The sequence below is a fragment of the Pyramidobacter sp. CG50-2 genome, from assembly GCF_003612005.1.
In the GTDB taxonomy this organism is placed as follows: Bacteria; Synergistota; Synergistia; order Synergistales; family Dethiosulfovibrionaceae; genus Pyramidobacter.
In genome coordinates this window covers 1-25,312 of sequence record NZ_RAWT01000039.1, presented here as the reverse complement: position 1 = coordinate 25,312, position 25,312 = coordinate 1, and the positions used below count along the sequence as shown (strand labels likewise).

Below are 25,312 nucleotides of genomic sequence, written 5' to 3'. Positions count from 1 at the left end.
ATCATCCTCGCTCAACTTGCATGTGTTAAGCACGCCGCCAGCGTTCGTCCTGAGCCAGGATCAAACTCTCCGTTGAAAATTGATCGAGCTCATACACTAGCTGTCTCTTCTTCACCATATTCACTTTTCAAGGTGCTGCATCGCAGCCGATTTCGGCGCGACCGGGATAATATACCACTACTCTTTTAAGAATGCAAGCCCCGATTTGTCATCTCGATTCGATTGCAAAAACATCGTTCCGATCCGGTCGAACACTGCTGCGCTTCGATTTTCTCCTCGATTTTTCTCTCCCGTACTTCGCCCAGAGATTTGACTGACTTTTTTTTTCCGCTAGAATAGACGATGCTGTGTTCGTTGTTACTCTGAATTACTGAGGTGAATCCCGTGAATAGCAGCAATAACGTTAAAGGGGGGCGCGCTGCACCGCAGAGGCCGAAGACTTCTGCAAAAGTACCCCAAAAGAGGAAAAAATCGTTTCTGAACAAATTTCTGATGTGGTTGGGGATGACGCTCCTCGTCTGTATCGCAGTGGTTTCTGTAGGATTGGCTTTATACATCAATAAGATTTCGGATACGTTGCCAACTGACGATGAGATTCTTGCTTATCGAGCGAATGAAGCCAGCATCGTTTACGACCGCAAAGGCCGCGTGATCACGGAGCTGTACGTTGAGAACCGGAAGCCCATGAAGCTGGAACAGTTCTCAAAGTGGATGGTGATGTCGATTCTCGCGGCGGAGGATTCTCAGTTTTACTCTCACAAGGGAATCCGGCCGCTGGCAATTCTGCGTTCGCTGTTTAGCGGCGAAGGCGGACAGGGGGCCAGCACGATCACGCAGCAGCTGGCGAGAAATCTCTTTTTGTCGAGTGAAAAGAGTCTGGACCGCAAAGCCAAAGAAGCCATCATTTCTCTCCACATGGAAAGGCTCTATTCCAAAGATAAACTGCTTGAGACGTATCTCAACGCGATCTATTTCGGTCATGGCGCCTGGGGCATCGACGCGGCGGCTCACAGCTACTTCAACAAGAGCGCCAGCGATCTGACGCTCGGCGAGGCTTCGATTTTGGCAGGCCTGGTCGCCGCTCCCGAAAAATATTCTCCAATCAGGAACATGAGCCTGGCCAAAGCTCGCCAGAACTATGTGCTGAACCGCCTGGTCCATTTGGACTGGATCACTCGGGAAGAAGCAAATGCCGCCGCTCAAGAGCAGTTGAAATTCAACGAACGGACCGAGAAGAGCAAGCTCGCTTTCAATAAAGCGCCCTATTTTGTGAGCCACATTCTCTTCAAAGAGTTGATCCCGGTTTACGGCAGCGACAAGATTTACAAGGGCGGCATGAGGATCTACACGACCCTGGATCTCGACGTGCAGCAAGCGGCGGAGGAGTCCATGGAAAAGTTGAAAAGCGAAGGCGGGCTCGTCGCGCTTGATCCGACAGACGGAGCGGTCCTCGCTCTGGTCGGCGGCAAAGACTTCGAACAAAGCAAATTCAACCGGGTGACGCAGGCGTTCCGGCAGAGCGGTTCGGCTTTCAAGCCAATTGTTTATGCGGCTGCGCTTGAAGCCGGCTACCGCCCGATTGACCACATTATGGACACGCCGATTTCACTGCGCGTTCCCAATTCATCGGGACCTGCCTGGACGCCGCATAATTTCAGTGAAACGTATGTGGGAGAAGAAACGCTGCTCAACGCTCTGGCCCATTCACATAACACTCCGGCGGTGCGCCTAACCTATATGCTGGGGCCGATGACCGTCGTCGAGACGGCCCGGCGTATGGGGATCTCTTCGCCGTATTTGACCCCTACGCTTTCCGTTGGTTTGGGGGTCGCCAGCGTCACGCCGCTGGAAATGGCCGTCGTCTACTCGGTTTTCGCCAATAACGGCAGCCGCGTCGAGCCCTACTTCGTTCGAGAGATCCGCAGTCGCGAGGGAAAAGTTCTTCAGCAGAATTCCCCGAAGATCACAGAAGCCCTTCAGCCTGGTACGGCAATGATCGCTCGTTCGATGCTCCAGGAAGTCATCCGCGCCGGTACCGGCAGCAAAGCGCGCCTTGCCGGATTCGAAATGTTCGGTAAGACCGGCACGACAAACGATTACACCGACGCATGGTTCGCCGGCGGCGTCCCCGGACTGGTCGCCGTCGTTTATGCGGGAAATGATGACCTGAAACCGCTTGGCGGCAAAAACGCGACGGGCAGTCACGTTGCCCTTCCCGTATGGTCCTCGTTCATCAGAAGCGCCGTCAAAATCCTCGAAACGCCCCAAGTCTTTCCCAGAGAGCTTTCCGACGAGGAAAGCGGCGTCAGGGTCATGCGCGTATGCGTCGAAAGCGGTTTTCCGGCCTCGCCGGAATGCAAAAAAGTCACCAATATCTACATGCCTGCGGACAGAATCCCCATCGCCCCCTGTCCGCTCCACGCCGAGGGCGCGGCAGAGGCGGAAGATCCCAACGCACCGCAACTGCTGCTTTTGGATCAAGATAAGACAGATCTCGAAGCCGTCAAGAAGGATGAAGAACTCCTGGTCTCCCAAGATCAGCTTCCGATTTTCGATCCCTCCCAGATTCCGCCGCCCGTTCCTCCCGCCCCCGACCTCCCGCCAGCAGAGGGGAACAGCACTGGCAGCTGGCGCGATTACATCAAAAAGGACGACCGTTCCGTTGAAGAACGGTATCAGGAACTGCTCAAAAAATACAATATTCAATAACGAAAAGTCCGAAGGCCGGCTTCGCACCATGCCTTCGGACTTTTTCAATCCACTGCGGTCATACGCGTTTTCGATAATAGAGAAAGAAGAAGCCCGCAGTAGCGGGCTTCTTCTTTCTCTCGATTTGGCTTTTAACAGCGCACCACCGTCTAGTACATGCCGCCCATGCCGGGGCCCATGCCGCCGGCCGGATCGGCCTTCTTCTCCTCGGGCTTGTCAGCCACGAGGACTTCGGTGGTCAGGATCATCTTGGCAATGGAAGCGGCGTTCTCGAGAGCGCTGCGGGTCACCTTGACGGGGTCGATGATGCCTGCTTTGATCAGGTCGACATACTCACCGTTGGAAGCGTCAAGGCCATGACCTTCCTTAAGGGAACGAACTTTCGCGACAACGACGTCACCCTGCAGGCCGGCGTTGGTCGCGATCAGATGCAGAGGCGAAGACAGCGAGTTGAGCACGATGTTGGCGCCCGTGCGCACGTCGCCCTTCAGTCCCTGCTTCTCGATCTCCTTCTCAAGATCCTCGACGCAGTTGACGAGAGCCACACCGCCGCCGGCCACGATGCCTTCCTCAACGGCCGCGCGGGTGGCGGAAAGCGCGTCGTCGATACGAAGCTTCAGTTCCTTCTGCTCGGTCTCGGTGGCGGAACCGACCTGAATGACGGCTACGCCGCCGACTAGCTTGGCAAGGCGCTCTTTGAGCTTTTCCTTGTCGTAGTCGGAAGTGGAGTTCTCGATCTCGGTGCGGATCTGAGCGGCGCGGTTGCGGATGTCGTCCTTGTTGCCGCTGCCGTCGACGATGGTGGTGTCTTCTTTGGTGATGCGGATCTTCTTGGCGCGGCCAAGTTTGGACAGCTCGACGTTCTCGAGCTTTTCGCCGAGGTCGGAAGTGACCACCTCGCCGCCGGTGACCACAGCGATATCCTGCAGCATGGCCTTGCGTCTCTCGCCGAAGCCGGGGGCCTTGACGGCCACGGCAGTCATGGTGCCGCGCAGTTTGTTGACGACGAGGGTCGCCAGAGCTTCGCCTTCCACGTCCTCAGCGATGATCAGCAGAGGCTTGCCGGTCTGCAGAACTTTTTCGAGGATCGGCAGCAGATCTTTGACGTTACTGATCTTGCCGTCGTGGATAAGCACATAGGCGTCTTCGAGCGAAGCTTCCATGCGCTCGGGGTCGGTGACCATATAGGGGCTGATGTACCCCTTGTCGAACTGAAGTCCGTCGACGGTCTCCAGCGTCGTGCCGGTGGTCTGGCTGTCCTCGACGGTGATGACGCCGTCGCGGCCGACTTTCTCCATGGCTTCGGCGATGATGGCGCCGATGGCCTTGTCGTTGGCGGAGATCGAAGCGACCTGGGTGATGTCGTCCTTGCCGTTGACCTGGTGAGCCATCGCCTTCAGGTGCTCGGTCACAGCGTCCACAGCCACGGAAATGCCGTTGCGCAGGTAAATGCCGTTGGCGCCGGCGGCCACGTTCTTCATGCCCTCGCTGATCATCTCGCGGGCCAGCACGGTCGCGGTGGTCGTGCCGTCGCCGGCCACGTCGTTGGTCTTGGAAGCGACTTCCTTGAGAAGCTGAGCGCCCATGTTCTCGAAGGGATCTTCAAGCTCGATCTCCTTGGCGATGGTCACGCCGTCGTTGGTGATGGCGGGAGAACCGAATTTTTTGTCCAGCACGACGTTGCGGCCTTTGGGGCCGAGGGTCACGCCGACGGTATCGGCAACCTTGTTGATGCCGCGCTCGAGCGCACGACGGGATTCTTCGCCAAAAGCAAGAATTTTAGCCATTTATGAATTCCTCCTGAAAAAATAATGATGTCTGTCCGAAAAAACTAGTCAATCACCGCAAGAACGTCGCGCTCGCTGAAAATCACGAGCTTCTCGCCGTCAAGCTTGATCTCCGTGCCGGAATACTTGCTGAAAACGATACGGTCGCCGACTTTCACTTCAAGGGGAAGCTTCTGACCATTGTCGAGAATGCGCCCCGTTCCGACGGCGATGACTTCGCCTTCCTGAGGTTTTTCCTGCGCGGTATCCGGCAGATAAAGACCGCTCTTGGTCTTTTCTTCTCCGCTGACGACTTTGACGACGATACGATCCGCAAGGGGTTTCAACTGCATTATTTATTCCTCCTATACTGAGTTCGACAAAAATCTCCGAAGTGATTTTTTATTAGCACTTAATCACTTCGAGTGCTAACAATGGTTATGATACAATTTTGGCGGTCAAATTCAAGAGTGATCACAGAAAAATATTTTATCTTTTAGCGATTTTTCGCGATAAAATTTCGTTTATCAGCTGTTTCCTACCGTATGCTGCTCTTTCGCTTAATCATGTAAAAACAATCGCGACGCGGCCTTGTCCATAAAATAAAGAGAGCAACCACAGCGGATTGCTCTCTTAAAAATCATTGCTCCGTCGGGACGCGATCCCCGGACGCGAAGCGCGAGAAATGTTCCCGACAATAACGATGGATCTCCCCCGCGGTCGCCAAGTTCAGCACTTCATCAGCACAGGCGCGCATTTCTTCGGTTTTCAACAGCGAAAGGATCCACTGGGTGCGCAGCATCTCGGAAGGGTTGACGCTGAAAGAACGCAGTCCCATGCCGAAAAGGATCGGACTCAGCAGGGGATCTCCCGCCATTTCTCCGCACAAACTGACGGGCTTGCCCGCCGTCGCGCCATTTTTGATGGTGGTCTGCACAAGGCGCAGGACCGAGGGCGAGAATGGCGAATAAAGGTAAGACAACGCCGAGGCCAAGCGGTCGACGGCCATGGTGTATTGGATCAGGTCGTTGCTGCCGATGCTGAGAAAGTCGCATTCGCACGCGATCAGATCGGAAATGACGGCGGCCGAAGGCGTCTCCACCACGACGCCGACTTTAGTGCGGGGATTGAAGGCCGTCCCTTCCCGGCGAAGTTCCTCCTTGACGTCATCAATCACGGCTTTTGCCGAACGCACTTCGTCAATGGCCGAAATCAGCGGCAGCAGGATGGAAACGTCCCCGTAGGCGCTGGCGCGCAGAATGGCCTTGATCTGGCTGCGGAAGATGTCCACGCGCGACAACGAATAACGAATCGCCCGATGGCCGAGCGCCGGGTTCTTCTCTTCCGGCATGTTCAGATAGGAGGGGATCTTGTCGCCGCCGATGTCAAGCGTGCGGAAGACCACCGGACGGCCCTTCATGGCCAGCAGCGCTTTCTTGTACTCCCAGAACTGTTCCCCTTCCGCCGGCAGATGCGCGCGGGTCAGATAAATGTATTCCGTCCGATAAAGTCCGACGCCGTGCCCGTCAACTTCCACGATCGACTTGATATCCGCATCGGAAGCCGCGTTGCCGTAAACTTTCAACAGCACCCCGTCGGCGCTGCAAGCCGGCCGTCCCACAAAACTGCGCAACCGCTGCTGAAACAGACTCTCCCGTTCCTGTCGCGCGCGACATTCCCGGATCGTTTTCTCGTCCGGGTTGATAAAAACATCGCCATTATTGCCGTCGACAATGATAAAATCGCCGCGATATACGTCGTCGGCGACTCCGCTCAGCCCCACCACGGCAGGCTTGTGCTGATTGCGGGCCATGATGGTGGCATGAGAACCGATCGTTCCCTCTTCACAGATCAACCCGACAATATTATTCTTCTGGATCAGCGAGATCTCCGCTGTGCCCATGCTTTTGCAGACAAGGATCAGGCCTTCCCGCTCGTCCCTGAGCAGGTCACCGCCTTCGATATGCAGAAGCAGACGGCACACGCGCGCCGAAACGTCTTTGACGTCATCAGCCCGGGCCTTCAGGCAGTCGTTGTCCATATTCTCGAAGACCTGAGCGAACTTTTCCGCCACGGTCTTGACAGCCCATTCGGCGTTGACGTTCTGAGCGACGATCATGTCTCGAATCTCACCGAGAAATTCCGGATCTTCGAGCATCACGCCATGGACGCGGTACAAATCGGGTCCCGCTTCGTCTCCGTCAACAACGGCCGTCTTCTCGTCGCCATAAAGCCGTCGGATCTCTTCGCTGGCCGTCGCTACGGCCAGGTTCAGACGCTCCACTTCCCCTTCGGTGTCGTCGACATAGTCTTTTTCTATCTCGAGCTGTTCCTTCCAGTCGACGTAAACTTGCCCCATGACAATTCCCGGAGATACGCCCAGCCCCTTCACGCAATTTCCTCCCTCGCCCCTGTACAGAATTCTAAAGACAAGATATCACAGACAAACGCTCAGATCAACGCTCGATTCCATCGCGGGCCATGACCCCGGCGTCGTAGTAGTGCTTGATCAGCTTCATTTCGGTCACGAGGTCGGCACGTTCAATGAGCCAACGAGGCGCATAACGCCCCGTCAAAAGCAGCTCCGTTCTTCCGGGACGTTCATCCAAAAAGTTTTCTACCGTTTCATCGGAGACCAATCCGAACCACAGCGCCACGTTGATCTCGTCGAGCACGACCAGATCGTACCGCCCGGAGAGCATGGCCTGCCGGCAGATTTCCAGTCCCCGCCGCGCCATCTCTCGGTCTTTCTCGGTCATTTCCTCACGACGAAGGCAGCGGGGACCGCCGAACGTCTGCAGGTCGATCTGCGGCAGCGCCGAGAGGGCGCGATGCTCGCCATAAAGCTGTCCTTTCATGAACTGCCCGAAGAAAACGCGCCCGCCGTTCCCGGCCATGCGGAGGGCAAGCCCCAGCGCCGCCGTGGTTTTGCCCTTGCCGTTGCCCGTATAAACTTGCACGAAACCGCGTTCGAGCATGTTCAGGCTCCCATGATGCGGCTGCGGAAGACGAAGAACACGGCGCCGAGAATGCAGAGCATCGCCCACAGGTAATCGAGCGTCAGTTTTTCCTTTAAATAGAAGGTAGAAAACGGCACGAAAACGGTCAGGGCGACGACCTCCTGCAGAATTTTCAACTGCCCCACCGAGAGCGCCTGATGCCCGATCCTGTTCGCGGGCACCTGCAGGCAGTACTCGAAGAACGCGATCCCCCAGCTGGCAGCGGCCGCGACGAACCACGGCCGGTCGGCGAGGCTTTTGAGATGACCATACCAGGCAAACGTCATAAAAACGTTGCTGCAGCACAATAAAACCGCGCAGACAAGAACCGATTTCAAATGGATTCCTCTTTTCCGCTCAGACTCTCAGGGAAAAAACGACGGCAGCGCCTCCGCTTTTCCGCTCGCAGTCCGTCACAGCGTTTCCTTTTCGCTGGACTGAAGGACAACCACGGCCACGTCGGCGGGGACTTTTTTGGCAAAAGCCTGCGGATCCGCCATAATGTTGGGAAACGTGTTGTAATGCATGGGGATGACTTCACGGGGATGGATCATTTCCGCCGCTTGCGCCGCTTCGTCGGCGTTCATCGTGTAGGTTCCGCCGATCGGCAGCAGCGCGACGTCGATCGCCATGGAACGCAGCTCTTTCATGCCGTCGAAGAGCATGGTGTCGCCCGCGTGATAAACCTTGTGCTTATCGACTTCGATCACGTAGCCGCAGGGTTCGCCGTCAGGCAGTTCCTGCCCGTCGGCCTGAATCGACGAGGTGTGGACCGCGGGCACGACAGCGACCTTGCCGAACAGGAAGTTTCGGCTCTCGCCACTTTTCATCACCGTGATCGTTTCCGGATTCACGCCTTGTGATCTTAGATACTCGGCGATCTTATCGTTGCAGATCACGGCACATTCGGTTTGTCTGGCGATAGCCGCCGCGTCCCGCAGATGATCGGCATGTCCGTGCGTCAGCAGCATCGCGTCAAGCGCGATGAAATCATCCGCCGTACAGCAGGCATAGGGGTTGCCCGTGAAAAACGGATCGATCACGATCGAACTGTAATCGCTCTGGATCTTGAAGCTGGCATGACCTAAAAACTGAAGCTGTGTTGCCATAGCGCACACCCTCCCTCAAAATTTAACGCAGATTCGTGATTTTTATTACAAATAAATATATTAGCATAAAAAGAGTCCGCGTGCTCCTATTATACGATTAAATTTCATGCCGGTTCTCGTCGTGTTTTTTATACAAAGCTCATCCCGCCATTCGGCGACAAACTTCAAACCGACACGCGCCTCCGCGCAAAAAGCGCCGTCCCTCTTTCGAGAGACGGCGCTTTTTGCACGGCCGATATATTCCGACTCAAAGTTTGAAGTCTTCGATACGGAACATATCCGTATAGGTCGGATAAGGCCACAACTCTTTGGCAATGAGCCGCTCGGCTTCATCGCTGTCGGCGCGGATCGATTCCATCAGCGACGCGCCGTCGCCGGCGAGAGTCTTCGCGGCGGCGTGAGCGTCTCCGTCCTTGACCGAGCCCGCCACGGCGTCCAGCATTTCCAGTTTCTCAAGGATGCCGCATTTGATCTCCGCCAGACGTTTCAGATTCTTCTCCCATGGGGCGATATGGGCACGCAGTTCCACCGGCAGGGCGGACAGCGCGCCGGCTTCGCAGGCCAGCTGTTTCGAAATGGCCGGCAGCACGCCCTCGAACATCATCGCGCGCAGCACGCCGATCTCCGTCAGCATCGTTTCATTGTACTGTTCCAGACGCACCTCATGATAAGCGACGATCTCGCGGTCCGTCATGATCCCCAGATTCGCCAGCAGATCGCGATGTTCTCTGATCAGATACTGATCCAGAGCTTCGACCGTATTCCTGCACACCGGCAGGCCGCGGCGCTTCGCCTCTTCGATCCACGCCGCGTCGTAACCGTTGCCTTCAAAGCGCACGTTCGCCGATTCCTCCCAAGCGTCTTTGATCACGGCCAGCGCCGCGTCAGCCACGTCCGCCCCGCCGATGAGACGCGACTCCAGCGCCGTACAGAAGCGCTCGATTCCTTCGCTCCAGGCAGCCAGCATCACGGTCAGCGGGCCGCCGAGCGCCTGCGGAGCGCCGACGCCGCGGAACTCCCATTTGTTGCCCGTGAAGGCGATCGGCGAGGTGCGGTTACGGTCGCTGACGTCTCTGTTCAGCGTCGGCAGACGGTCCAGGCCGAGATCGATGGACCCCTTCGCCGTCATGTCTTCGTTGAGGCCTTGGGCCAGACCGTTCAAAGCCCGGTCGATCTGCGAGCCGACGTAGACGCTCATGATCGCCGGAGGCGCTTCATGCCCGCCAAGACGATGGCTGTTGCCCGCCGAAGCGATGGACGCGCGCAGCAGGCCGCCGTGCCGGCTGACGCCGAGCAGGAACGAGGCGATAAAAGAAAGGAACTGGACATTGCGCCGCGGGTTGCTGGTCGGCTTGAGCAGATTGCGCCCTTCGCTGTCGCGCAGCGAAACGTTCAGGTGCTTGCCGCTGCCGTTGACGCTGGCGAACGGCTTTTCATGCAGCAGCAGCTGGAAATGGTGGCGGCGCGCCATCTTGCGCATCACTTCCATGAGCATCTGGTTCTGGTCGCAGCCCTGATTGGCTTCCGAGAGGACGGGCGCGAACTCGAACTGCCCGGGAGCCACTTCGTTATGGCGGGTTATCAGCACTTGGCCGAGGCGGTACATATCGCGCTCGACGTCCTCCATGAAGGCGAGGACACGCGGATGGATCGCGCCCAGATAATGGGCTTCCACGGCCTGAGCCTTGGGCGACGGCGCGCCGATCAGGGTGCGGCGGCACAACTCGATGTCCGGACGGCGGCGCGCCTTTTCCTCGTCGACGAGGAAATATTCCTGCTCCGCGCCAATGGTCACGTCGACGGAACGCACAGTACGGTTGCCGAACAGTTTGAGCAGACGCATGGCCCGTTCCTGGATGGCGCCGATGCTTTTCAGCAGCGGCGTTTTCATGTCCAGCGGCGTACCGTCGTAGGAGATGAATACCGAAGGGATGCAGAGCGTGCCGCCTTTGTGGCTGAGGACGATGAATGCCGGGCTGGAAGGATCCCAGGTGCAGTAGCCGCGCGCCTCAAAGGTGTTTCTCATGCCGCCGGAAGGAAAGGACGAGGCGTCGGGCTCGCTCTGGATCAGTTCCTTGCCGCTGAACGTATGGATCGGATGCCCTTCCCCGTCGAGATTGAGAAAGGCCATATGACGTTCCGCCGTGACTTCCGTCCGCGGCTGGAACCAATGGGTGTAGTGCGTCGCTCCCTTGGAAAGGGCCCATTCCTTCATAGCCGCCGCCACGTAGTCGGCAATCGAACCGTCGAGCTTGCCGTCTCCCTCGACCGCCGTCATCAGGCGCCGGTACACGTCTTCCGGCAAACGCTCCTTCATGGCCGCTTTGTCGAAAACATGCATTCCGAAAATCTCCGCAGGACGGGTTACGCCTTCATCCATTTGCTCTGACCTCCCGAAAATGTGTTTGCCGTGCCCAACCCTTCAAGGAAAGACACGAGCGTTTTTTTCGATTCATCTTTTTATGATGCAAGAGTATATCACATCCATTGGGATAAGATCATGCAGATACACACAAAATACAAATTTTATGCACATGAAAATCCATTTACATGCATGTCTTTTTGAAAAAAGACATGCACAGACAGAATTTTGACAGCACACTCATTTCCGCCGTCGATCTTTAATGCCAAGGTCAAAAAAAATGAGCCCGATACGGTCATTCAACCATATCAGGCTCTCTTTTCAGCAGTTTCCTTCATAAACGTAGGTCAGATGCCGGCGAGCGCGCTCCGCCAGGCGGTAAATCCGCGCCACCGGCGTCGGCGGTCTGTCCTGAACTTTATAGCGCGGAAAAAAGCGCGAGAGATGCAACGGCAGATTGCGGTCAAGCGACGCCAGCCAGGCCGCCAGCCGCTCGATTTCATCGTCGCCGTCGTTCTTTCCGGGCACGATCAGCGTCGTCACCTCGACGTGACAGCCGAATTCAACGGCGCAGCGGATGAAGTTCTTCACCGTTTCCAGATCGCCGCCCAGCCAGCGGTAGTACGCCTCGGTAAAGCCCTTCAGATCCACGTTCATGGCGTCGATCAGCGGCAAAAGCCGCCGCAGCGGCTCGGAAAGCAGAGAACCGTTCGTGACCAGAACGTTTTTCATCTTCCGCTCATGGATCAGCTGCGCGCAGTCGACGACAAAATCATAGCTGACTGTGGGTTCGTTATAGGTGTACGCTAAGCCGATGTTCCCGCGGACTCGGAGTGCCCCGGCCAATTCCGCCAGCTGAACGGGTTCGGCGCGCCGCACGGCAAGGCCGCTTCCGTCGGACATGGCGATGGAATCGTTCTGGCAAAAAGGGCAGCGCAAGTTGCAGCCGTAACTTCCAACCGACAGGATGAAACTGCCGGGGTAAAAGCGCCGCAAAGGCTTTTTCTCGATCGGATCCAGGGCCAGCGAGGTGATCCGGCCGTAATTTTCCTCAACGATGCGCCCGCCGCGGCACACTCTGGCGCGGCAGATGCCCCGCTGGCCTTCCTCCAACGCGCAGCGGTGGAAACACAGCTGACAGCGTTTCATCGATGACGCACGACCTCGAAGCGCTGAAGCGAGTAATTTTCGCCGCGCTCGATGCCGGCTTTGCGAAGCGCGATGTCCAGCTGCCGCTCGACGGTATCGACGCCTTCGAGGTCGGGCAGCAGCAGTCCTTTGCGGTGCCCGCTGCTAACGATCACGCCGTAGCGCCTGACGTCGAGGTCGTCTTTTGTCGCCTCTTCGGCCGGCGAAAGCACGTCCACGTCGTACACGAGCCGCGGCAGTTCCGCTTCGGTTACGGGAGCGAAGCGCGGGTCGCGCGTTCCTGCGGAGACCGCGTTGTGGAGGATCTCCTCGGCGACGGAACCTCTGACCGGCTCGATCGTCCCGATGCAGCCGCGCAGTTCGCCGGCAATCTTGACGGAGACGAAGACGCCGGCGCGGCGCTTCGTCAGATCTTCCGGCAAGCCGTCAGGGAGCTCGGCCACGCGGCCGCTCTTCACATAATGTTCCAGGCTCAGCCGCGCCAGCTTTACATAGGCGTCTTCACACGCGGCGGTCTGACGCAGTTTTTCCCGTTCCCGCCGCAGGAACAGCTGATCGAAACGCCGCCTTTCATCGACGGCACAGGGAACGAAGCAGGCCACGCCGTAACCGACGCCAAACGGTCCCTCGTAACTCAGGACCTCGCTCTCCACGTCGCAGCCGTCGAAGGCGCCCGCCATGACGACAAAAGAACGCAGACCGCATTCCGCCGCTTTTTCGCAGAAAACGGGGTCGAGCTCGAGCATGGCGCCGAAGTCGGCCGACGAAAAAATCTCCATGATCCGCCGATCAAATTCGGGCCCTTCCGGCGCAAAACCATAAGGCCCGTCGGCTTTCAATTTGTGCGACAGGTCGCCGCTGGCAACGACGACGGCCCTGCGCCCCAAACGCTCCGCCGCGCGGGCGATCGCCTTGCCGAAGTTGTAATGCTCGAGCAACGGCAGTCCCGAAAGACCGATTCTGACCACGGGGATCGCGCCGCACGACTGACAAAAGAACCGCAATGGAATCATTGTGCCATGATCGAGTTCGGCACGGCGTTCGCCCTTTTTCCCAGCAGGGATCCCGGATGCCGCCGCTTCAGACCCGATCGCTTCCGCCAGCGCGCCGTCGTAAGAAACGGCGCACGCCGCGTCGGGCCGGCCGAACGCCGCGAAGCTTCCGCGCGCCTGTTGCCCTGGCGAGATGTGAAAATAATCGCGATACATGACGGAATGGGGCGACAGGACGATCAGAACATCGGGCTTCAGCGCCGCGGCCCGGCGGGCCGCTTCACGATAGGCGTCGATGGTTGCCTGGATTCCCTTTTCCTCTCCGCGCCCGATTTCCGGAAGGATCAACGGCGGATGAGGCACCGCAAAAGCTCCAAGAATTGCCACGTGGATCACTCCTTTCACACATAGACGTTGACCCGAGCCGCTTAGCTCTCACTCCGCCATGGCGCTTTTTCACTCTCGAAATCCCGCATAAAATGCAGCAGCAGCGTCAACGCCAGCAGATCGGCGCTGCCGCCGGGACTGAGGTTCTCCGCTATGAACTGGCGGTCGAGCCGGGCGATGCCCGCCATGTCCGGCACAGTTTTTTCATCGAGCAGACGGCCGATCTCGCGTTGTACCTCACGAAAGCGGAACAAACTGGAGCGCCGGATCATGTTCGTGTCGTCCGCGGCGCCGATCAGATGCAGCAGAGTCACCGCCGCGGCGTCGTTCAGCGGCAGATTCTCCGCTAACAGCCGTTCGAAAACGGGCAGCCCGCATTCGATCACCGCGGGAAAGCCGGCCGCCGCCTCGCCGCGGATCCCCGTGACGCCGCTTTCGCGAAAAATTTTCTCGCCCGCGGACTGTCCCTGCGGAGAAAACTCATCTTTCAGCCCCGTCAGCATCTTCCGCGCCACGCCGGCCAACCGCTCCGCCGCGGCGTTTTCCCCGCGCCCCCACAGCCAGCCGCGGGCCGCGCAGATCACGCCGACGGAGAAGATCGCGCCCTTGTGAACGTTGACGCCGCCGGTCGCTTCCAGCATGAACGTTTCGGCCTCCATCCCCGGCAGCCGCAGCGATTGAAAAAGCCGCTCCGGCTCCTGTTCGGCCGCTTCGGCCCCCAGCGCGGCACAGAGGTGGAAATACGGCGCCAGCGCGCCGGCGCTGTCCATAAACGTGAAAAGGTCCATATCGCGATGCGATCCCGAGTTGAAGCGGTCCACCAGCCCCGGCTTGGGCGAAACGCAGACCTCGTACAGCAGCGCCCGTTGAGCGGCGCTCGCGACCGTATCGGCAAAACGGCCGACGGCGTCGTCGTACATCAGCTTCACGGCGGCGCAGGCCAGTTCCCGCGCCGGATGGATCCGGCGCGGCGCGCAGTCCATCGCGGCGCGCCCGCAGATCACGCACCGGCGCGGCGGCAAGCCCAAAGCTTCGCGGGAAATTTTCACCCCGTCGGAAGCCAGAACGTCCATGTCGTAGAGCCGCGACGCAGGCGAACTGACCTCGAGGGCGACAGTCAGCCTTTTGACGTCTGCCGGCGCGCCGTCGGTCAAAAGCATGGCCTCGCTGCCCGTCGGCTCGACGCGGCATGCTTTTGTGACGATCGAAATCCCGTTCCGCGCCAGATGCCGCTCCAGCCGCGCCAGCCCGTGCCGGAAAAACGACTGCGCCAGAGGAAACTGCTTGATCTCGCCCGGCATGTTCAGCGTATAACTGATCAGGCTTTTTCCGCCGCCGCGCAGCATGTCCCGTTGACGCGCCGCCCGCCGCTCGCGCGCCGCCAGCATCTGCGCAAGAGAAACGCCGTTTTCTCCAAGAATCCGTTCAACGTCCATAAAATCATCTTCCATAAAATGCCCGCAGGCAGATTTATTTTCATTATCATACTGGTTCTCATTAAAAAGAGCAAAGGCCTTCTGCCATTTTTGACGAAAACGAGCATGACCTCAGGTCGAGAGCGCGCAGAACACAAGAACAAAAATCCCCCTCGGCGATCCGAGGGGGGAACGTTTCTGATTGGTGGCGGTAACTAGATTCGAACTAGTGACACTGCGGGTATGAACCGCATGCTCTAGCCAACTGAGCTATACCGCCGTTAAATTGGTTGCGGGGAGAGGATTCGAACCTCTGACCTTCGGGTTATGAGCCCGACGAGCTACCGGACTGCTCCACCCCGCGATAAAGCGCCGTTTCATGGCGACATCGGGTATATTAACAGACTCCCGGGAAAAATGCAAGAGCTTTCAGGCGGGAACTTTATTTCTTCTTCCCGTTCTTTGGGCTGCTTTTTTCCTTCGCGGTTTTTTCGGGCACGCTTTTTGTTTCTTCTTTCTTCTCCTGGGCGGCGTTGGGACCGATGACGACTTTCATCCCTTTCACGACCAGCGGCTTGAGTTTTTGCAGATCTTCATTTTTCATGCGGATGCAGCCTTCGCTGGCCAGCGTACCGATTGATTCGGGATCGTGCGTGCCGTGGATGCCGATCCCCTTCCAGCCGGTCTTGAGGCGAATGAACCACGGGCCGTAAGCGTTTTTGATGACGCCCTTGCCGTCCTTGAAGTCGTGAGTCCAGCTGCTGGCGTCCTGGATCTGCTGCACGGAGAAACTGCCCTCGGGCGTGCGCATGTCGCCGGCTTTCCGCTTGTTGCCGGGCACCTTGCCCAGGGCGACGCCCCATGAGTCGATCGCTTTGTTGCCCTCGGCAAGATACAGTCTGAAACCGGCCTTGTCGATATAGATCCAGCGTCCTTTTTCATCGCTGCGGGCGATGGCGGCCGGTGCCGGCTCGTCCGCCGGGCGGGGCGGTTCGACATCATCTCTGAGGCCTTTATTGGCGCCGACGTTCTTGGCCACGACGCCGGTCGCTTGTTCACTCGCGAGGTCAGGGCCGACGATGGCCGGCTTCAACGCGGTACCGACGATCTGCGGTTTGGGCGGTTCTTCGGTGCCGCCGTGAAGTTCCCAGGCGCCGAGAGAAACCAGTCCTACAAAAAACGCTACCGCCAGACCAGAGAGGACGAGAAAATTTCCTTTCGCTCTTCCGTACATCATCATACCTCCTTCTGTCTTTCGTCCCTTTTATTTTACACAATGGGACTTTTTTATGCCATAATGAACGTACTGATTCGTCATTTTCCTAAAGATCTTTCTCGTCGGAGGTTTTTTCATGAACGATCTCGCGTCCTATATCGATCACACGCTTTTGAAGCCCGACGCCACAGAATCCCAGATCCGCGCGCTCTGCGCCGAAGCGCGGCAATGGCGCTTCGCTTCGGTCTGCGTCAATCCCCGCTGGACGGCGACGGCGGCCGCAGAGCTGCGCGGCAGCGGCGTCAAAGTCTGCACGGTGATCGGGTTCCCGCTCGGCGCTTCGGTCAGCGCCGTCAAGGAGTTCGAAGCCCGCCAGGCCGTAGCGGACGGCGCCGACGAACTGGACATGGTCGTCTCCGTCGGCGACCTCAAAGCCGGCGGCGACAAATACGTGCGATCGGACATTGCCGCGGTCGTCAGGGGCGCGCAGGGGCGTACCGTCAAAGTCATCATCGAAGCCTGCCTGCTCACCGACGAGGAAAAGGGGCGCGCCTGCCGTCTGGCCGCCGCGGCGGGAGCGGATTTCGTCAAGACCTCGACGGGGTTTTCCAAAGGCGGCGCGACCGCGCGCGACGTGGCGCTGATGCGCGCCGCCGCAGGACCGACCGTCAGCGTCAAAGCCGCCGGCGGCATCCATACGCGCGCAGAGGCGGAAGAAATGATCGCCGCCGGGGCGACGCGGATCGGGGCTTCGGCCGGCGTGGCGATCTGCCGGGAAGCGGAAGCATAGCAAAAGCGGGCGGCCTGACGGGGCCGCCCGCTTTTGTTTTATGGCCGGCACTCGCGCAGATAGCGGTTCAGCGCCTTTTCCGGCGCGTCAAAAGACGCCGCCAGCGCGTAGCAGCACAGGCTATGCACGAACTCGACGGAGCGGTCCATCTGGTTCCAGACGCGGAACCCCGCCTTCGCCAGACGGGCCATGCCGACGCGGTCGTAGCCTTCGGGGTGTTTGACGCCGCCCTCGGCCTGGCTGCACGCGATTACGTACGGCGTCGTTCCGTTACGCCGTTCGATGCCGTCCAGCACGGACGGGATCATGTTGCCGGCGCCGTAGCCGAGCAGACACAGGAAGCGCTCGTCGCCCTGCCATTCAAAACGCGCTCCCGGCTGGGCGAAGAACCAGCGGATAGCGGCGCAGCGCTCGCGCAGCACGTCGGGATCGAGGCCGATCATCCTGCGCGTTTCTTCCGGCAGCTGTCCCGCCGCAGCCGTGCGGAAAGCCGCCGGCGACGGATCCAGTCCCCAGTCAGGATTGAAGAACAGCGGCTGGCCGTTGACGGCGTTAAAGGCGTCCGGATGCATGGCGTGCGTCTTGTGCGCCCGGTCGCCGGGGATCAGCTTCCAGTTGAAATAGACCCACACGCCGCGCAGATCGGAACAGCAGGCCATGGCCGCTCCGCGCAGGTTCGAGGTGACGTCCTCCGGCATGTAGTCCAGCGTCAGCTGGCTGCCGGTGAGGACGACCGGAATGGGCAGACTGCCGAAACACAGGCTCATCCACGCGGCCGTGCTCGCCATGGTGTCCGTGCCGTGAAGGATCAGCACGCCCGAAAGTCCCCGCTCCAGCTCCGCGGCGATGCAGCGCGAGATCAGCAGCCAGTGCCCCGGATCCATCTCCGAACTGTCGATGCCGGGACTCCCAAGCGGCTCGCGAAAGACCGCCTCCACGCCGCGCTCGGCAAAAAGCTCGGCAAGAGAATCTTTCAGACGCCGCGACGCGCCCGAAACCGGAGCCTTGCCCTGCCCGTCGAAACCGCTGGCGATCGTGCCGCCCGTAAAGACCACCAAAAGTCGTCCCATGGATAATCTCCTTCGCCATCATGAATTTCACGTCGAAAATCGGCGTCAATCGCCGCCCCTATTCTAACCGAAGAGCGCCAAAATAAAAGCGCCGCGGCGAAATTTTTTTCTTCCGCCGCGGCGCGCGCCTCTATAAAAGAACGGCAAAAACAACGCCGTCACGATGCGATCGACTCAATCCGTGAAAACGGGATGACGCTGGATATAGATCAGGTCCTTGCCGTCGTAGCCGCCTTCTTCGAGCAGCGGCGCGGCCTTGGCCACGACCGTGCAGGCCGTCTTGGCGAGGATGTTCTCCACGGCGCGCAGCGAACTGCCCGTGGAAACGACGTCGTCGATGATCGCCACCTTTTTGTGATAGATCTTCTGCACGTCGGCGCTGTCCATGACAAGATGCTGCGGCGCCGCCGTCGTGATCGACATGACGTCGGCGATGAGCGGATTTTCCATGTAGGCCTTGACGGTCTTGCGGATGACGATGTAGTCGATGCCCAGACGCCGCGCGATGGCGTGCGTCAGCGGAATGGCCTTCGCCTCGGGGCAGACCAGGTAATCGATGCCCTCGGGCAGACGCCTCGCCAGTTCTTCGGCGCAGGTTTCGACCAGCTCGGTGTCGCCCAGCATGACGAACGAAGCCACCGTCACGTGATCGGCCACGCGGCGCAGCGGCAGCTGGCGGGTCAGTCCCAAAAGGCGCAGTTCGTACGTTTTTTCAGTCATCGCTCAGTTCTCCTTGTGCTCTTTATAGATGGAAGATCATGCGGATCGCCGTGCCGGCGACCAGCCCGACGAAGGGATTCCAACGCGCCGAGGCGAAGATCGTCGCGCCCACCACCATGCCCCAGGGCGCGAAGCCAAAGCCGTTCAGCGCCTCGGGCGGCACCGCGCCGATCGCCAGCGCCGCGTTGTTGATGAACGTCACAAACACGCCCAGCACGAGCAAAAACCCGGCGATGGACGAGCGGTGCACGTAACGCCCGATCGTCGGCAGCAGGCGGAAGATCAGCAGCGCCGCCATGATGCCCATCATCATCACCGAAGAGAGCACGGGGTGGGGCGCGGTCGCCGTGCCGGAGATGATCGACTCCACCGGCGAACCGCCGAACAGCGTGGAAACGATGTCGGCCGCGCTCGAGTAGATCGCCAGATGGTCGACGTTGGCGTTCACCCGCGCGATGGAGCCGGTGATCTTGCCGAAGGAGATGTTGGCGCCGATGTTGATGCAGGCCATGGCCAGCGCGCCGGAGAAGACGCGCCGGCTGCTCCAGAACCGCCATTCGATGTTGCCGAAGCGGAACTTTTCGTTGCCGACGTCGGCGGACAGACGGTCGAGCTCCATGCGGCGCACGCGCAGCAGATAGTTGTAAAGCAGCGTCGACGCCGTCACGGAAACGATGATCGTCCAGGCCAGGTCACGCGTCCAGAACCACACGGCCAGCGCTACGGCCACCGAGAGCGAGCCGGAATACTTCTCGGACCTGAGCATGTCCACCGAAACGTTGGCCAGCATCAGGCCGACGCCGGCCATCATCGAATCGACGACCGCCGGGCCGATCCAGCTCACGATCGCCTCGTTCAGCCCCAGCAGCGAGGGGACCAGCAGGAACACCGCGCCCCAGAAGACCATGCTGAGACGCTCGCGGATATCCTTGCCCAGATTGCCGGCCAGCGCGATCGTCTCGGCCTGGAAGGAAATCGTCGCCACCGAGTTGAAATACAGCGAACCGCCCACGCCGGCCAGAAAAGCCAGCGCCGTCGGTAGCGCCGCAAAACCGTACATCAGCGCCAGCAGCCCCTGCGGGATGCCGTTGACGACGACGGCCAGCGCCGCCAAAAGATCCTTGACCACAATACCACACTCCTCCGCAAATGATCGAACAAGCTTTACGACCGTTACTTTTTACTCCCCGCTCGCTTTAAAGTCAAGAGTGCGGAAGCCGTCATGGAGGAGGGCTTTCCCGGGACTCGTTCCCGTTTTCAACGTATCTTTTCTCCGTCTCGGCACAGCGCAAAGATGGCAAAGTTTTGGGAAAGACGGCGTCGGGACGTTTCTTTGCTTTGCCAAATGTTTTATCCTGTCTCATTCTCATCGTCAATTAAAAAGCTCAAGCGTTTGTGTTATGATAAATGCGTTTTCCTCATATCGCTCTTTGCATAAAGGACTGATTTTGATGACGTGGGGTCAGGGGCTCAGCATTTTCTTCCTCACCGGGCTGGACATCGTATCGTTCATCGTCCGCCTCTCCGCGCTGGTGATCATCCCCCAGCGGCACAATCCTTCTACGGCCACGGCGTGGCTGCTGGTGATCCTGCTCTGGCCGTGGCCGGGCATGATCGCCTACTCCATCCTCGGCACCAACGTGCTGCCGTCGCGCCGCATGGAACGCCACAACGCCATGCTCTCGTATTTTCACGACATCCGCGCGCGCATGATGCATTCCGAACTGCCGGGCGCCATTTCGCCGCAGCTGCCGCCGTCGCTCCAGGCCACCGCCAATCTGGCCCAGAATCTGGGGTATCTGAGCGCCGTTCAGGGTAACACGGTGCAGTACGTCACCGAAGCCGTCGATTTCATCGATACGCTCGTCGACGAGATCGACGCCGCCGCCAGCGAGATCGACCTGCTTTACTACATTTTCGCCGACGATTCTCAGGGACGCAAGGTGGTCAACGCCTGCCGGCGGGCGGCCCGGCGCGGCGTCACCGTGCGGCTGCTCCTTGATTCCGTGGGTTCGCGCGAATTCCTGCGCAGTTCTCTGAGAGAAGACATCCAGCGCGACGGCGTCCAGGTGGAGGAAGCCCTTCCCGTGCGCATCTACCGCGCCAAAGCGGCCCGCTTCGACCTGCGCAACCACCGCAAGCTCGCCGTCTTCGACAGCCGCGTCGCCGTCACCGGTTCGCACAACGTCACCGAACCCAGCTACGGCCGCTTCGGCAAGCTGATCTGGAAAGACGTCAGCCTGCGCTTCTGCGGCCCGGTCGTGCGTCAGTTGGAGAGCGTCTTCATCGAGGACTGGTATGTCGAGACCGGCGAGCGACTCGACACCGCGCACCTGTTCTCCGCCAACGATAACTTCTCGGGGCCGTCGTGCCTGCAGACGGTGCCGAGCGGCCCCTCCTACCAAACCGAAAACTATCAGCGGCTCATCATCGCCTCCATCATCGGCGCCCAGGAACAGGTGACGATCACCACGCCCTATCTGATCCCCGACGAGGGCATGCTCCAGGCCATCGAAGTCGCCCGTCTGCGCGGCGTCAAAGTCAGACTGGTGACGCCGGCCCGGTCGGACCAGATCATCGCCGGTTACGCCTCGCGCGCGTATTACGAGGATTTTCTCCGCCTCGGCGTCGAAGTGTACCTTTACGACAAGGGGCTGCTCCACGCCAAAACCGTCACCGTGGACGACAACCTCGGCTTCGTCGGTTCGAGCAACTTCGACATCCGTTCGTTCTCCCTCAATTTCGAGATCAACATGATCCTCTACGGCGTGCAGGAGAATTTCGGCATCCACCGCGTGCAGGGACTTTACATCTGCGACTCCCACCGCCTCACGCAGGACGAATGGGGAAAACGCGGTCACGTTTCCATGGCGCTCGAGTCGGTCACCAAGCTGCTAAGCCCGCTGCTGTGACCTGGCGCCCATACATAAGTATTACAATCAGAAATAACTGTACATTTGCGATTCCTTCGGATATAATCTGACCGAATTCAATCTGCTGTTTAACGAAAAGGAAGTGCATCGATATGATCACCAAGGATATGCTGATCGCCGACATCGTCGACAAGTATCCGCAGGTCGTCCAGCCCCTGATGCTGTCCGGCATGGGCTGCATCGGCTGCGCGATCTCCCACGCCGAAAGCCTCGAAGAGGGCGCCATGGCCCACGGCATCGACCCCGACGATCTCGTCAGCGGCCTGAACGAAGTTCTCAAGGCCAACGGTATCGAGGACTGACGACACACAAAAGAACTCCCGAAAGCGATTTGCCTTCGGGAGTCCTTTTGTTTTAAGAATCAGGCCAGCCGACGTTCCAGCGCAGCGGCGATCCGTTCGGAAGCGCGCCCGTCGCCGTAGGGATTCCGCGCGGAAGCCATACGGACAAGACGAGGTTCGTCATCCATCAGCGCCGCAAATCGATCCATGGCGAGCGCCGGCTCGTTGCCAAGCAGCGTCACGATCCCCGCTTCCACGCCCTCCGGGCGCTCCGTGACGTTGCGCACCACCGCCACCGGCACGCCCAGTGACGCCCCCTCCTCCTGCAGACCGCCCGAGTCCGTCAGGATCAAACGGCTGCGCGCCAGCAGCGCCGCCATGCAGCCGTATTCCAGCGGCTCGACGAGCTTCACGTTTTCCACGCCCGACAGCGGCGGCACCACCGCCTCGCGCACCACGGGATTGAGATGGACCGGGAACACGAACGTCCACTCCGCGCGAGCGCGCGCCACATCGGCCAGACACCGCGCCAGCTCGTTCAGCACGGGCCAGTTCTCGCGCCGGTGCAGCGTCACCGTCACGACCGGGCCAAGATCGGGCACGCCGTCGGGCAAAACTCCTTTTTTCGAGGCAAAAAGGATCGCATCGACCGCCGTCTGTCCCGTCACGAAAACGCGCGCCGGGGCCGCGCCGCCCTTTAACAGATTGGCGCGCGCGCCTTCCGTCGGAGCGAAGAACGTGTCGCACAGCGCGTCGGTCAGCACGCGGTTGGCTTCCTCCGGAAACGGCTCGCTCATCGAGCCGCTGCGCAGCCCCGCCTCCACGTGCCCGACCGGGATCCGCTCCAGAAACGCCGCCCATGCCGAGACGAACGTCGTCAGCGTGTCGCCGTGCACCAGCACGTAATCGGCCTCCAGCTCGCGAAACGCCGCCGCCGCCTGCGGCAAGATCCGCGCCGCCAATTCCGGCAGCGTCTGCCGCTCGGTCATCACGTCCAGATTGCGCTCGTGCGGCACGCCGAAGATGGAAAGCGCCTGTTCGAGCTGCGTCCTGTGCTGCCCGGTCAGCAAAATCACCGGCTCCAGCGCGCCGCTGCGCGCCAGCGCCAGATACACCGGCGCCATCTTGACCGCCTCCGGCCGCGTGCCGAACGCGAGAACGATCCGTTTTTTCATGGGCGAACACTCCCCTTCCGTGCTGCGTCAATTATACACAAAAAAGCGTGAAACTCCCGGCTTATCGAAGCCGCAGTTTCACGCTTTCGTTTTACAGCCCCACCAGCGGGCGCGAAAAAGTCCACGTCACCTTGCCCAGCACCGACGGGATAGCGCCGCGCAGCTGCGCCGCGTCAAGCGACATCTCGGGAAATTTCTCCGACGCGGCCCGCAGTTCGCAGCCGCCGTTCGGCTTCCAGTACAGCCAGCGGATCACGTATCTCGAGCCGACTTTCACCAGCGCCGCGTCGCCGTCGAGGATTTCTTCCGCCGGATTGACGACCGCATACGAATCGCCGCAAATACGCGCTTTCGCCATGCTGTCGCCTTCGACCTGGACCACGAAAGGCTTCCTTTCCACGCTCTCCGCCACCGCCCCGACAAACGTGCGCGGCAGCGCGAAACGATCGTCGCAGTCAAACTCGGGACCGCCGGCTAAGCCGCTGGTCCCGAGTTCTCTTTTCATCAACTGGCACTCTGTTATTTCGAGTTATTTCGAGTTATTCACGACTCTTTTTTCATTGAGTATGCAGTACTCCTTCCTTCTCCGTTCCTCATAAGCATGCCGCTCACAACAAGCTCTTTCAGTTTTCTCCCCGCCGCACTCTGCGACAGGCCCAGCGCCTTTTGCACTTCGGCGCGCGTGGCACTGTTACGGGCTTTTATGTAGTCCATTATCTGCTGTTCAAGCGGCTGGAAGGGGCGCGTCTGCAGCCGTTCCGTTTCGCTGTTCTGGCGCTGCGCGTTCACGTTCGGTAGGGTGATCTTGAACGCGTTGTCGGATATCTCGATAAAGTCCTGCAGAGGGCGGCCGTCGTAGCTCTCTTTAATTTTGAGCATTCCCGTCCCGAACGCTTCGATCAGGTGCAGGCGGTAGAACACGTTGGCCAGTTTTTTGTTGCGCGGGACGGAAACACCCATCATCACGTCGCTTTTGGCAATGCCTTTGGCAAGACCTCCGAGGGAGAGGAACTCAATGCGGTCATCGTAAATGCTGATCAGTGTTGAGCCGCTGTACGAATAATCGCGGTGCACAACGGCGTTGAGCAGGGCTTCGCGCACGGCTTCGGGCGGATAGTCGCGAGTGTCGATGCGTTTGAGTCCTTTGAACTCGGCGCACGTCGCGTTATAGCGGTCGATCGTGACGTAGGCATCATCAAGCTGGTCAAACAGCGACCCCGAAAATTCGGCGCGGTCTTTGAACAGCGTGTTCTTTGTGCTGCCCTGAAAGACGGCCAGCTTGATGGTATGCTGGCACTGATCAGAAAGGAGCAGGCCAAGATTGGTATACGCGCCGTCTTCGCCGATGAGGCCAAGGGTACGCTTCTGCGTTTCGCCGAACGCGACTTTTTCTTCGGCAAATGTCTTTTGGACGCTGTGGAACGTCAGCGTCTGGATCAGCGAACGAGCGTCTTCAAAGCTGTCGCCGCTGGTTTCGAGGATCATCTCAGGATCGCGCTTTCCGTAGCCGGCACGGTGGATGCGCCCTGCCGCACATAGACGCCTTCAGGGCGTACTCCCTTCGCGCTCAGGTAATATGGGCAAGCCGTTCCCCTCTGCACGCTCGCGGCAACGACTTTTTTCCCCTGGATAACACGCGTTTCAACGCGCATGAACATGGTCACATCGGGCTTGATAGTGTCGCGGGCGCTGTTCGTCACCTTCAGCATCACGTCGTCAGGATCGTCCACGCCGAGCACCGTTCCATCGTCGTCCACACCGATCAGCAGTTCGCCGCCGTCGGTGTTGGCAAAGGCGATGATCGTCTTTTTGATCTCGTCGAAGTATTCTCGCTTGTATTCTACAGTCAGACTTTCGCCGGTCATTTTTTCCACCTCACGTTTCTGTTCTTTCTAACCAATTCTACCCAATTCTAACCATTTTGGCAAGAAAGTGGTTAGGGCTTGTTTAAAAAACATTTCAGCTTGTATTATTTCAATAAAATAACACTGGCAGCAACAAGAACAAAAGCGAAAAACGAAGCGTCAAGTTTGTCATAGCGGGTGAAAATTCTACGGAACCATTTGATTTTCTGAAAGAAACATTCAACCAAGTGTCGTTCCTTGTAAACATGCTCATCTATAAACCACGGTTCGGGATTATCGCTCTTCGGCGGGATAGTGTAACTTCCCTCCCGAGAAGTAATGTACTCTCTGATGGCTTGCGAACCGTAAGCCTTATCGCCGATGACGTTGCTCCC

At 59.1% G+C, this 25,312-nt stretch carries 23 protein-coding genes, 2 tRNA genes and 1 rRNA gene; 4 read left to right on the top strand and 22 right to left on the bottom strand.

The window, feature by feature from the left end:
• Positions 1-76 (bottom strand): 16S ribosomal RNA (locus tag D7D26_RS08645); the annotation flags it as partial.
• Between the two features lie 500 nt (positions 77-576).
• Between D7D26_RS08645 and D7D26_RS08640 the strand changes: the two genes are divergently transcribed.
• Positions 577-2,709 carry a transglycosylase domain-containing protein gene (locus tag D7D26_RS08640; RefSeq protein WP_233543514.1) on the top strand — a complete coding sequence of 711 codons (2,133 nt, stop codon included), beginning with the start codon at positions 577-579 and terminating at the stop codon, positions 2,707-2,709.
• A 149-nt stretch (positions 2,710-2,858) separates the two neighbouring features.
• Here the strand turns inward: D7D26_RS08640 and groL are convergent, their stop codons facing one another.
• The 13 genes from groL to D7D26_RS08575 all read right to left on the bottom strand — a co-directional run bounded on the left by groL (position 2,859) and on the right by D7D26_RS08575 (position 16,122).
• On the bottom strand, positions 2,859-4,496 hold the full coding sequence (groL, locus tag D7D26_RS08635; protein WP_120372785.1) for a chaperonin GroEL: 1,638 nt from the start codon (positions 4,494-4,496) through the stop codon (positions 2,859-2,861).
• Between the two features lie 44 nt (positions 4,497-4,540).
• The gene (groES, locus tag D7D26_RS08630) at positions 4,541-4,828 is read right to left on the bottom strand and encodes a co-chaperone GroES (protein ID WP_120372784.1); all 288 of its coding nucleotides are present in this window, start codon (positions 4,826-4,828) and stop codon (positions 4,541-4,543) included.
• Between the two features lie 287 nt (positions 4,829-5,115).
• Positions 5,116-6,867 (bottom strand): phosphoenolpyruvate--protein phosphotransferase, encoded by a 1,752-nt coding sequence (gene ptsP, locus D7D26_RS08625; RefSeq protein WP_120372783.1) that lies wholly within the window; start codon positions 6,865-6,867, stop codon positions 5,116-5,118.
• 64 nt (positions 6,868-6,931) lie between these two features.
• Positions 6,932-7,453 carry a cob(I)yrinic acid a,c-diamide adenosyltransferase gene (locus tag D7D26_RS08620; protein WP_120372782.1) on the bottom strand — a complete coding sequence of 174 codons (522 nt, stop codon included), beginning with the start codon at positions 7,451-7,453 and terminating at the stop codon, positions 6,932-6,934.
• Between the two features lie 2 nt (positions 7,454-7,455).
• On the bottom strand, positions 7,456-7,812 hold the full coding sequence (locus tag D7D26_RS08615) for a DMT family protein (RefSeq protein ID WP_120372781.1): 357 nt from the start codon (positions 7,810-7,812) through the stop codon (positions 7,456-7,458).
• 75 nt (positions 7,813-7,887) lie between these two features.
• A complete protein-coding gene (locus tag D7D26_RS08610; RefSeq protein WP_078016723.1) occupies positions 7,888-8,583 on the bottom strand; it encodes a metal-dependent hydrolase in 696 nt (231 codons plus the stop codon).
• A gap of 247 nt (positions 8,584-8,830) precedes the next feature.
• A complete protein-coding gene (locus D7D26_RS08605; protein WP_120372780.1) occupies positions 8,831-10,963 on the bottom strand; it encodes a glutamine synthetase III in 2,133 nt (710 codons plus the stop codon).
• Between the two features lie 303 nt (positions 10,964-11,266).
• A complete protein-coding gene (amrS, locus tag D7D26_RS08600; RefSeq protein WP_120372779.1) occupies positions 11,267-12,094 on the bottom strand; it encodes an AmmeMemoRadiSam system radical SAM enzyme in 828 nt (275 codons plus the stop codon).
• Complete coding sequence (gene amrA, locus D7D26_RS08595; protein ID WP_120372778.1) at positions 12,091-13,473, bottom strand: AmmeMemoRadiSam system protein A; 1,383 nt, start codon at positions 13,471-13,473, stop codon at positions 12,091-12,093. The genes amrS and amrA overlap by 4 nt, the downstream gene beginning before the upstream one ends.
• A gap of 41 nt (positions 13,474-13,514) precedes the next feature.
• Positions 13,515-14,924, bottom strand: a complete 1,410-nt coding sequence (citX, locus tag D7D26_RS08590; RefSeq protein WP_120372777.1) for a citrate lyase holo-[acyl-carrier protein] synthase — start codon at positions 14,922-14,924, stop codon at positions 13,515-13,517.
• Positions 14,925-15,091: 167 nt separating this feature from the next.
• Positions 15,092-15,168, bottom strand: a tRNA-Met gene (locus D7D26_RS08585).
• A 7-nt stretch (positions 15,169-15,175) separates the two neighbouring features.
• A tRNA-Met gene (locus D7D26_RS08580) sits at positions 15,176-15,252 on the bottom strand.
• Between the two features lie 78 nt (positions 15,253-15,330).
• The gene (locus tag D7D26_RS08575; RefSeq protein ID WP_120372776.1) at positions 15,331-16,122 is read right to left on the bottom strand and encodes a L,D-transpeptidase; all 792 of its coding nucleotides are present in this window, start codon (positions 16,120-16,122) and stop codon (positions 15,331-15,333) included.
• Between the two features lie 118 nt (positions 16,123-16,240).
• On the opposite strand from D7D26_RS08575, the gene deoC reads away from it, so the two are divergent.
• Positions 16,241-16,894: a deoxyribose-phosphate aldolase gene (gene deoC, locus D7D26_RS08570; RefSeq protein WP_120372775.1), complete on the top strand. Its 654-nt coding sequence runs from the start codon at positions 16,241-16,243 to the stop codon at positions 16,892-16,894.
• A gap of 38 nt (positions 16,895-16,932) precedes the next feature.
• On the opposite strand, the gene D7D26_RS08565 is transcribed toward deoC, so the two are convergent.
• From D7D26_RS08565 to D7D26_RS08555, 3 genes are all read right to left on the bottom strand, one after another.
• The gene (locus D7D26_RS08565; protein ID WP_120372774.1) at positions 16,933-17,964 is read right to left on the bottom strand and encodes an asparaginase; all 1,032 of its coding nucleotides are present in this window, start codon (positions 17,962-17,964) and stop codon (positions 16,933-16,935) included.
• Positions 17,965-18,138: 174 nt separating this feature from the next.
• A complete protein-coding gene (locus D7D26_RS08560) occupies positions 18,139-18,684 on the bottom strand; it encodes a phosphoribosyltransferase family protein (protein ID WP_120372773.1) in 546 nt (181 codons plus the stop codon).
• 22 nt (positions 18,685-18,706) lie between these two features.
• Entirely contained in the window at positions 18,707-19,813 is a 1,107-nt protein-coding gene (locus D7D26_RS08555; RefSeq protein WP_199674736.1) for an NCS2 family permease, read from the bottom strand.
• A gap of 322 nt (positions 19,814-20,135) precedes the next feature.
• Between D7D26_RS08555 and cls the strand changes: the two genes are divergently transcribed.
• Positions 20,136-21,596 (top strand): cardiolipin synthase, encoded by a 1,461-nt coding sequence (cls, locus tag D7D26_RS08550; RefSeq protein ID WP_168169964.1) that lies wholly within the window; start codon positions 20,136-20,138, stop codon positions 21,594-21,596.
• Positions 21,597-21,709: 113 nt separating this feature from the next.
• A complete protein-coding gene (locus tag D7D26_RS08545) occupies positions 21,710-21,919 on the top strand; it encodes a DUF1858 domain-containing protein (RefSeq protein WP_078015337.1) in 210 nt (69 codons plus the stop codon).
• 59 nt (positions 21,920-21,978) lie between these two features.
• Here the strand turns inward: D7D26_RS08545 and wecB are convergent, their stop codons facing one another.
• From wecB to D7D26_RS08525, 5 genes are all read right to left on the bottom strand, one after another.
• Positions 21,979-23,073: a non-hydrolyzing UDP-N-acetylglucosamine 2-epimerase gene (gene wecB, locus D7D26_RS08540; protein ID WP_078015338.1), complete on the bottom strand. Its 1,095-nt coding sequence runs from the start codon at positions 23,071-23,073 to the stop codon at positions 21,979-21,981.
• A gap of 91 nt (positions 23,074-23,164) precedes the next feature.
• Positions 23,165-23,578, bottom strand: a complete 414-nt coding sequence (locus D7D26_RS08535; RefSeq protein ID WP_120372771.1) for a LexA family protein — start codon at positions 23,576-23,578, stop codon at positions 23,165-23,167.
• 38 nt (positions 23,579-23,616) lie between these two features.
• Positions 23,617-24,558, bottom strand: a complete 942-nt coding sequence (locus D7D26_RS08530) for an ATP-binding protein (RefSeq protein ID WP_199674734.1) — start codon at positions 24,556-24,558, stop codon at positions 23,617-23,619.
• Entirely contained in the window at positions 24,555-24,938 is a 384-nt protein-coding gene (locus D7D26_RS12470; protein ID WP_233543515.1) for an AlbA family DNA-binding domain-containing protein, read from the bottom strand. The genes D7D26_RS08530 and D7D26_RS12470 overlap by 4 nt, the downstream gene beginning before the upstream one ends.
• Before the next feature lie 104 nt (positions 24,939-25,042).
• Positions 25,043-25,312, bottom strand: a 270-nt coding sequence (locus D7D26_RS08525) for a transposase (RefSeq protein WP_147413033.1), incomplete at its 5' end; no start/stop codon positions are given.

Excerpts from the sequence above, each read along its gene's own strand:
- groL (WP_120372785.1), bottom strand. The coding sequence starts at position 4,496 with ATGGCTAAAATTCTTGCTTTTGGCGAAGAATCCCGTCGTGCGCTCGAG.
- groES (WP_120372784.1), bottom strand. The coding sequence starts at position 4,828 with ATGCAGTTGAAACCCCTTGCGGATCGTATCGTCGTCAAAGTCGTCAGC.
- deoC (WP_120372775.1), top strand. The coding sequence starts at position 16,241 with ATGAACGATCTCGCGTCCTATATCGATCACACGCTTTTGAAGCCCGAC.
- D7D26_RS08530 (WP_199674734.1), bottom strand. The coding sequence starts at position 24,558 with ATGATCCTCGAAACCAGCGGCGACAGCTTTGAAGACGCTCGTTCGCTG.
- D7D26_RS08620 (WP_120372782.1), bottom strand. The coding sequence starts at position 7,453 with ATGCTCGAACGCGGTTTCGTGCAAGTTTATACGGGCAACGGCAAGGGC.
- D7D26_RS08610 (WP_078016723.1), bottom strand. The coding sequence starts at position 8,583 with ATGGCAACACAGCTTCAGTTTTTAGGTCATGCCAGCTTCAAGATCCAG.
- cls (WP_168169964.1), top strand. The coding sequence starts at position 20,136 with ATGACGTGGGGTCAGGGGCTCAGCATTTTCTTCCTCACCGGGCTGGAC.
- wecB (WP_078015338.1), bottom strand. The coding sequence starts at position 23,073 with ATGAAAAAACGGATCGTTCTCGCGTTCGGCACGCGGCCGGAGGCGGTC.
- D7D26_RS08535 (WP_120372771.1), bottom strand. The coding sequence starts at position 23,578 with ATGAAAAGAGAACTCGGGACCAGCGGCTTAGCCGGCGGTCCCGAGTTT.
- amrS (WP_120372779.1), bottom strand. The coding sequence starts at position 12,094 with ATGAAACGCTGTCAGCTGTGTTTCCACCGCTGCGCGTTGGAGGAAGGC.
- D7D26_RS08560 (WP_120372773.1), bottom strand. The coding sequence starts at position 18,684 with ATGACTGAAAAAACGTACGAACTGCGCCTTTTGGGACTGACCCGCCAG.
- D7D26_RS08605 (WP_120372780.1), bottom strand. The coding sequence starts at position 10,963 with ATGGATGAAGGCGTAACCCGTCCTGCGGAGATTTTCGGAATGCATGTT.
- citX (WP_120372777.1), bottom strand. The coding sequence starts at position 14,924 with ATGGAAGATGATTTTATGGACGTTGAACGGATTCTTGGAGAAAACGGC.
- D7D26_RS12470 (WP_233543515.1), bottom strand. The coding sequence starts at position 24,938 with ATGACCGGCGAAAGTCTGACTGTAGAATACAAGCGAGAATACTTCGAC.
- D7D26_RS08575 (WP_120372776.1), bottom strand. The coding sequence starts at position 16,122 with ATGTACGGAAGAGCGAAAGGAAATTTTCTCGTCCTCTCTGGTCTGGCG.
- D7D26_RS08565 (WP_120372774.1), bottom strand. The coding sequence starts at position 17,964 with ATGGGACGACTTTTGGTGGTCTTTACGGGCGGCACGATCGCCAGCGGT.
- D7D26_RS08545 (WP_078015337.1), top strand. The coding sequence starts at position 21,710 with ATGATCACCAAGGATATGCTGATCGCCGACATCGTCGACAAGTATCCG.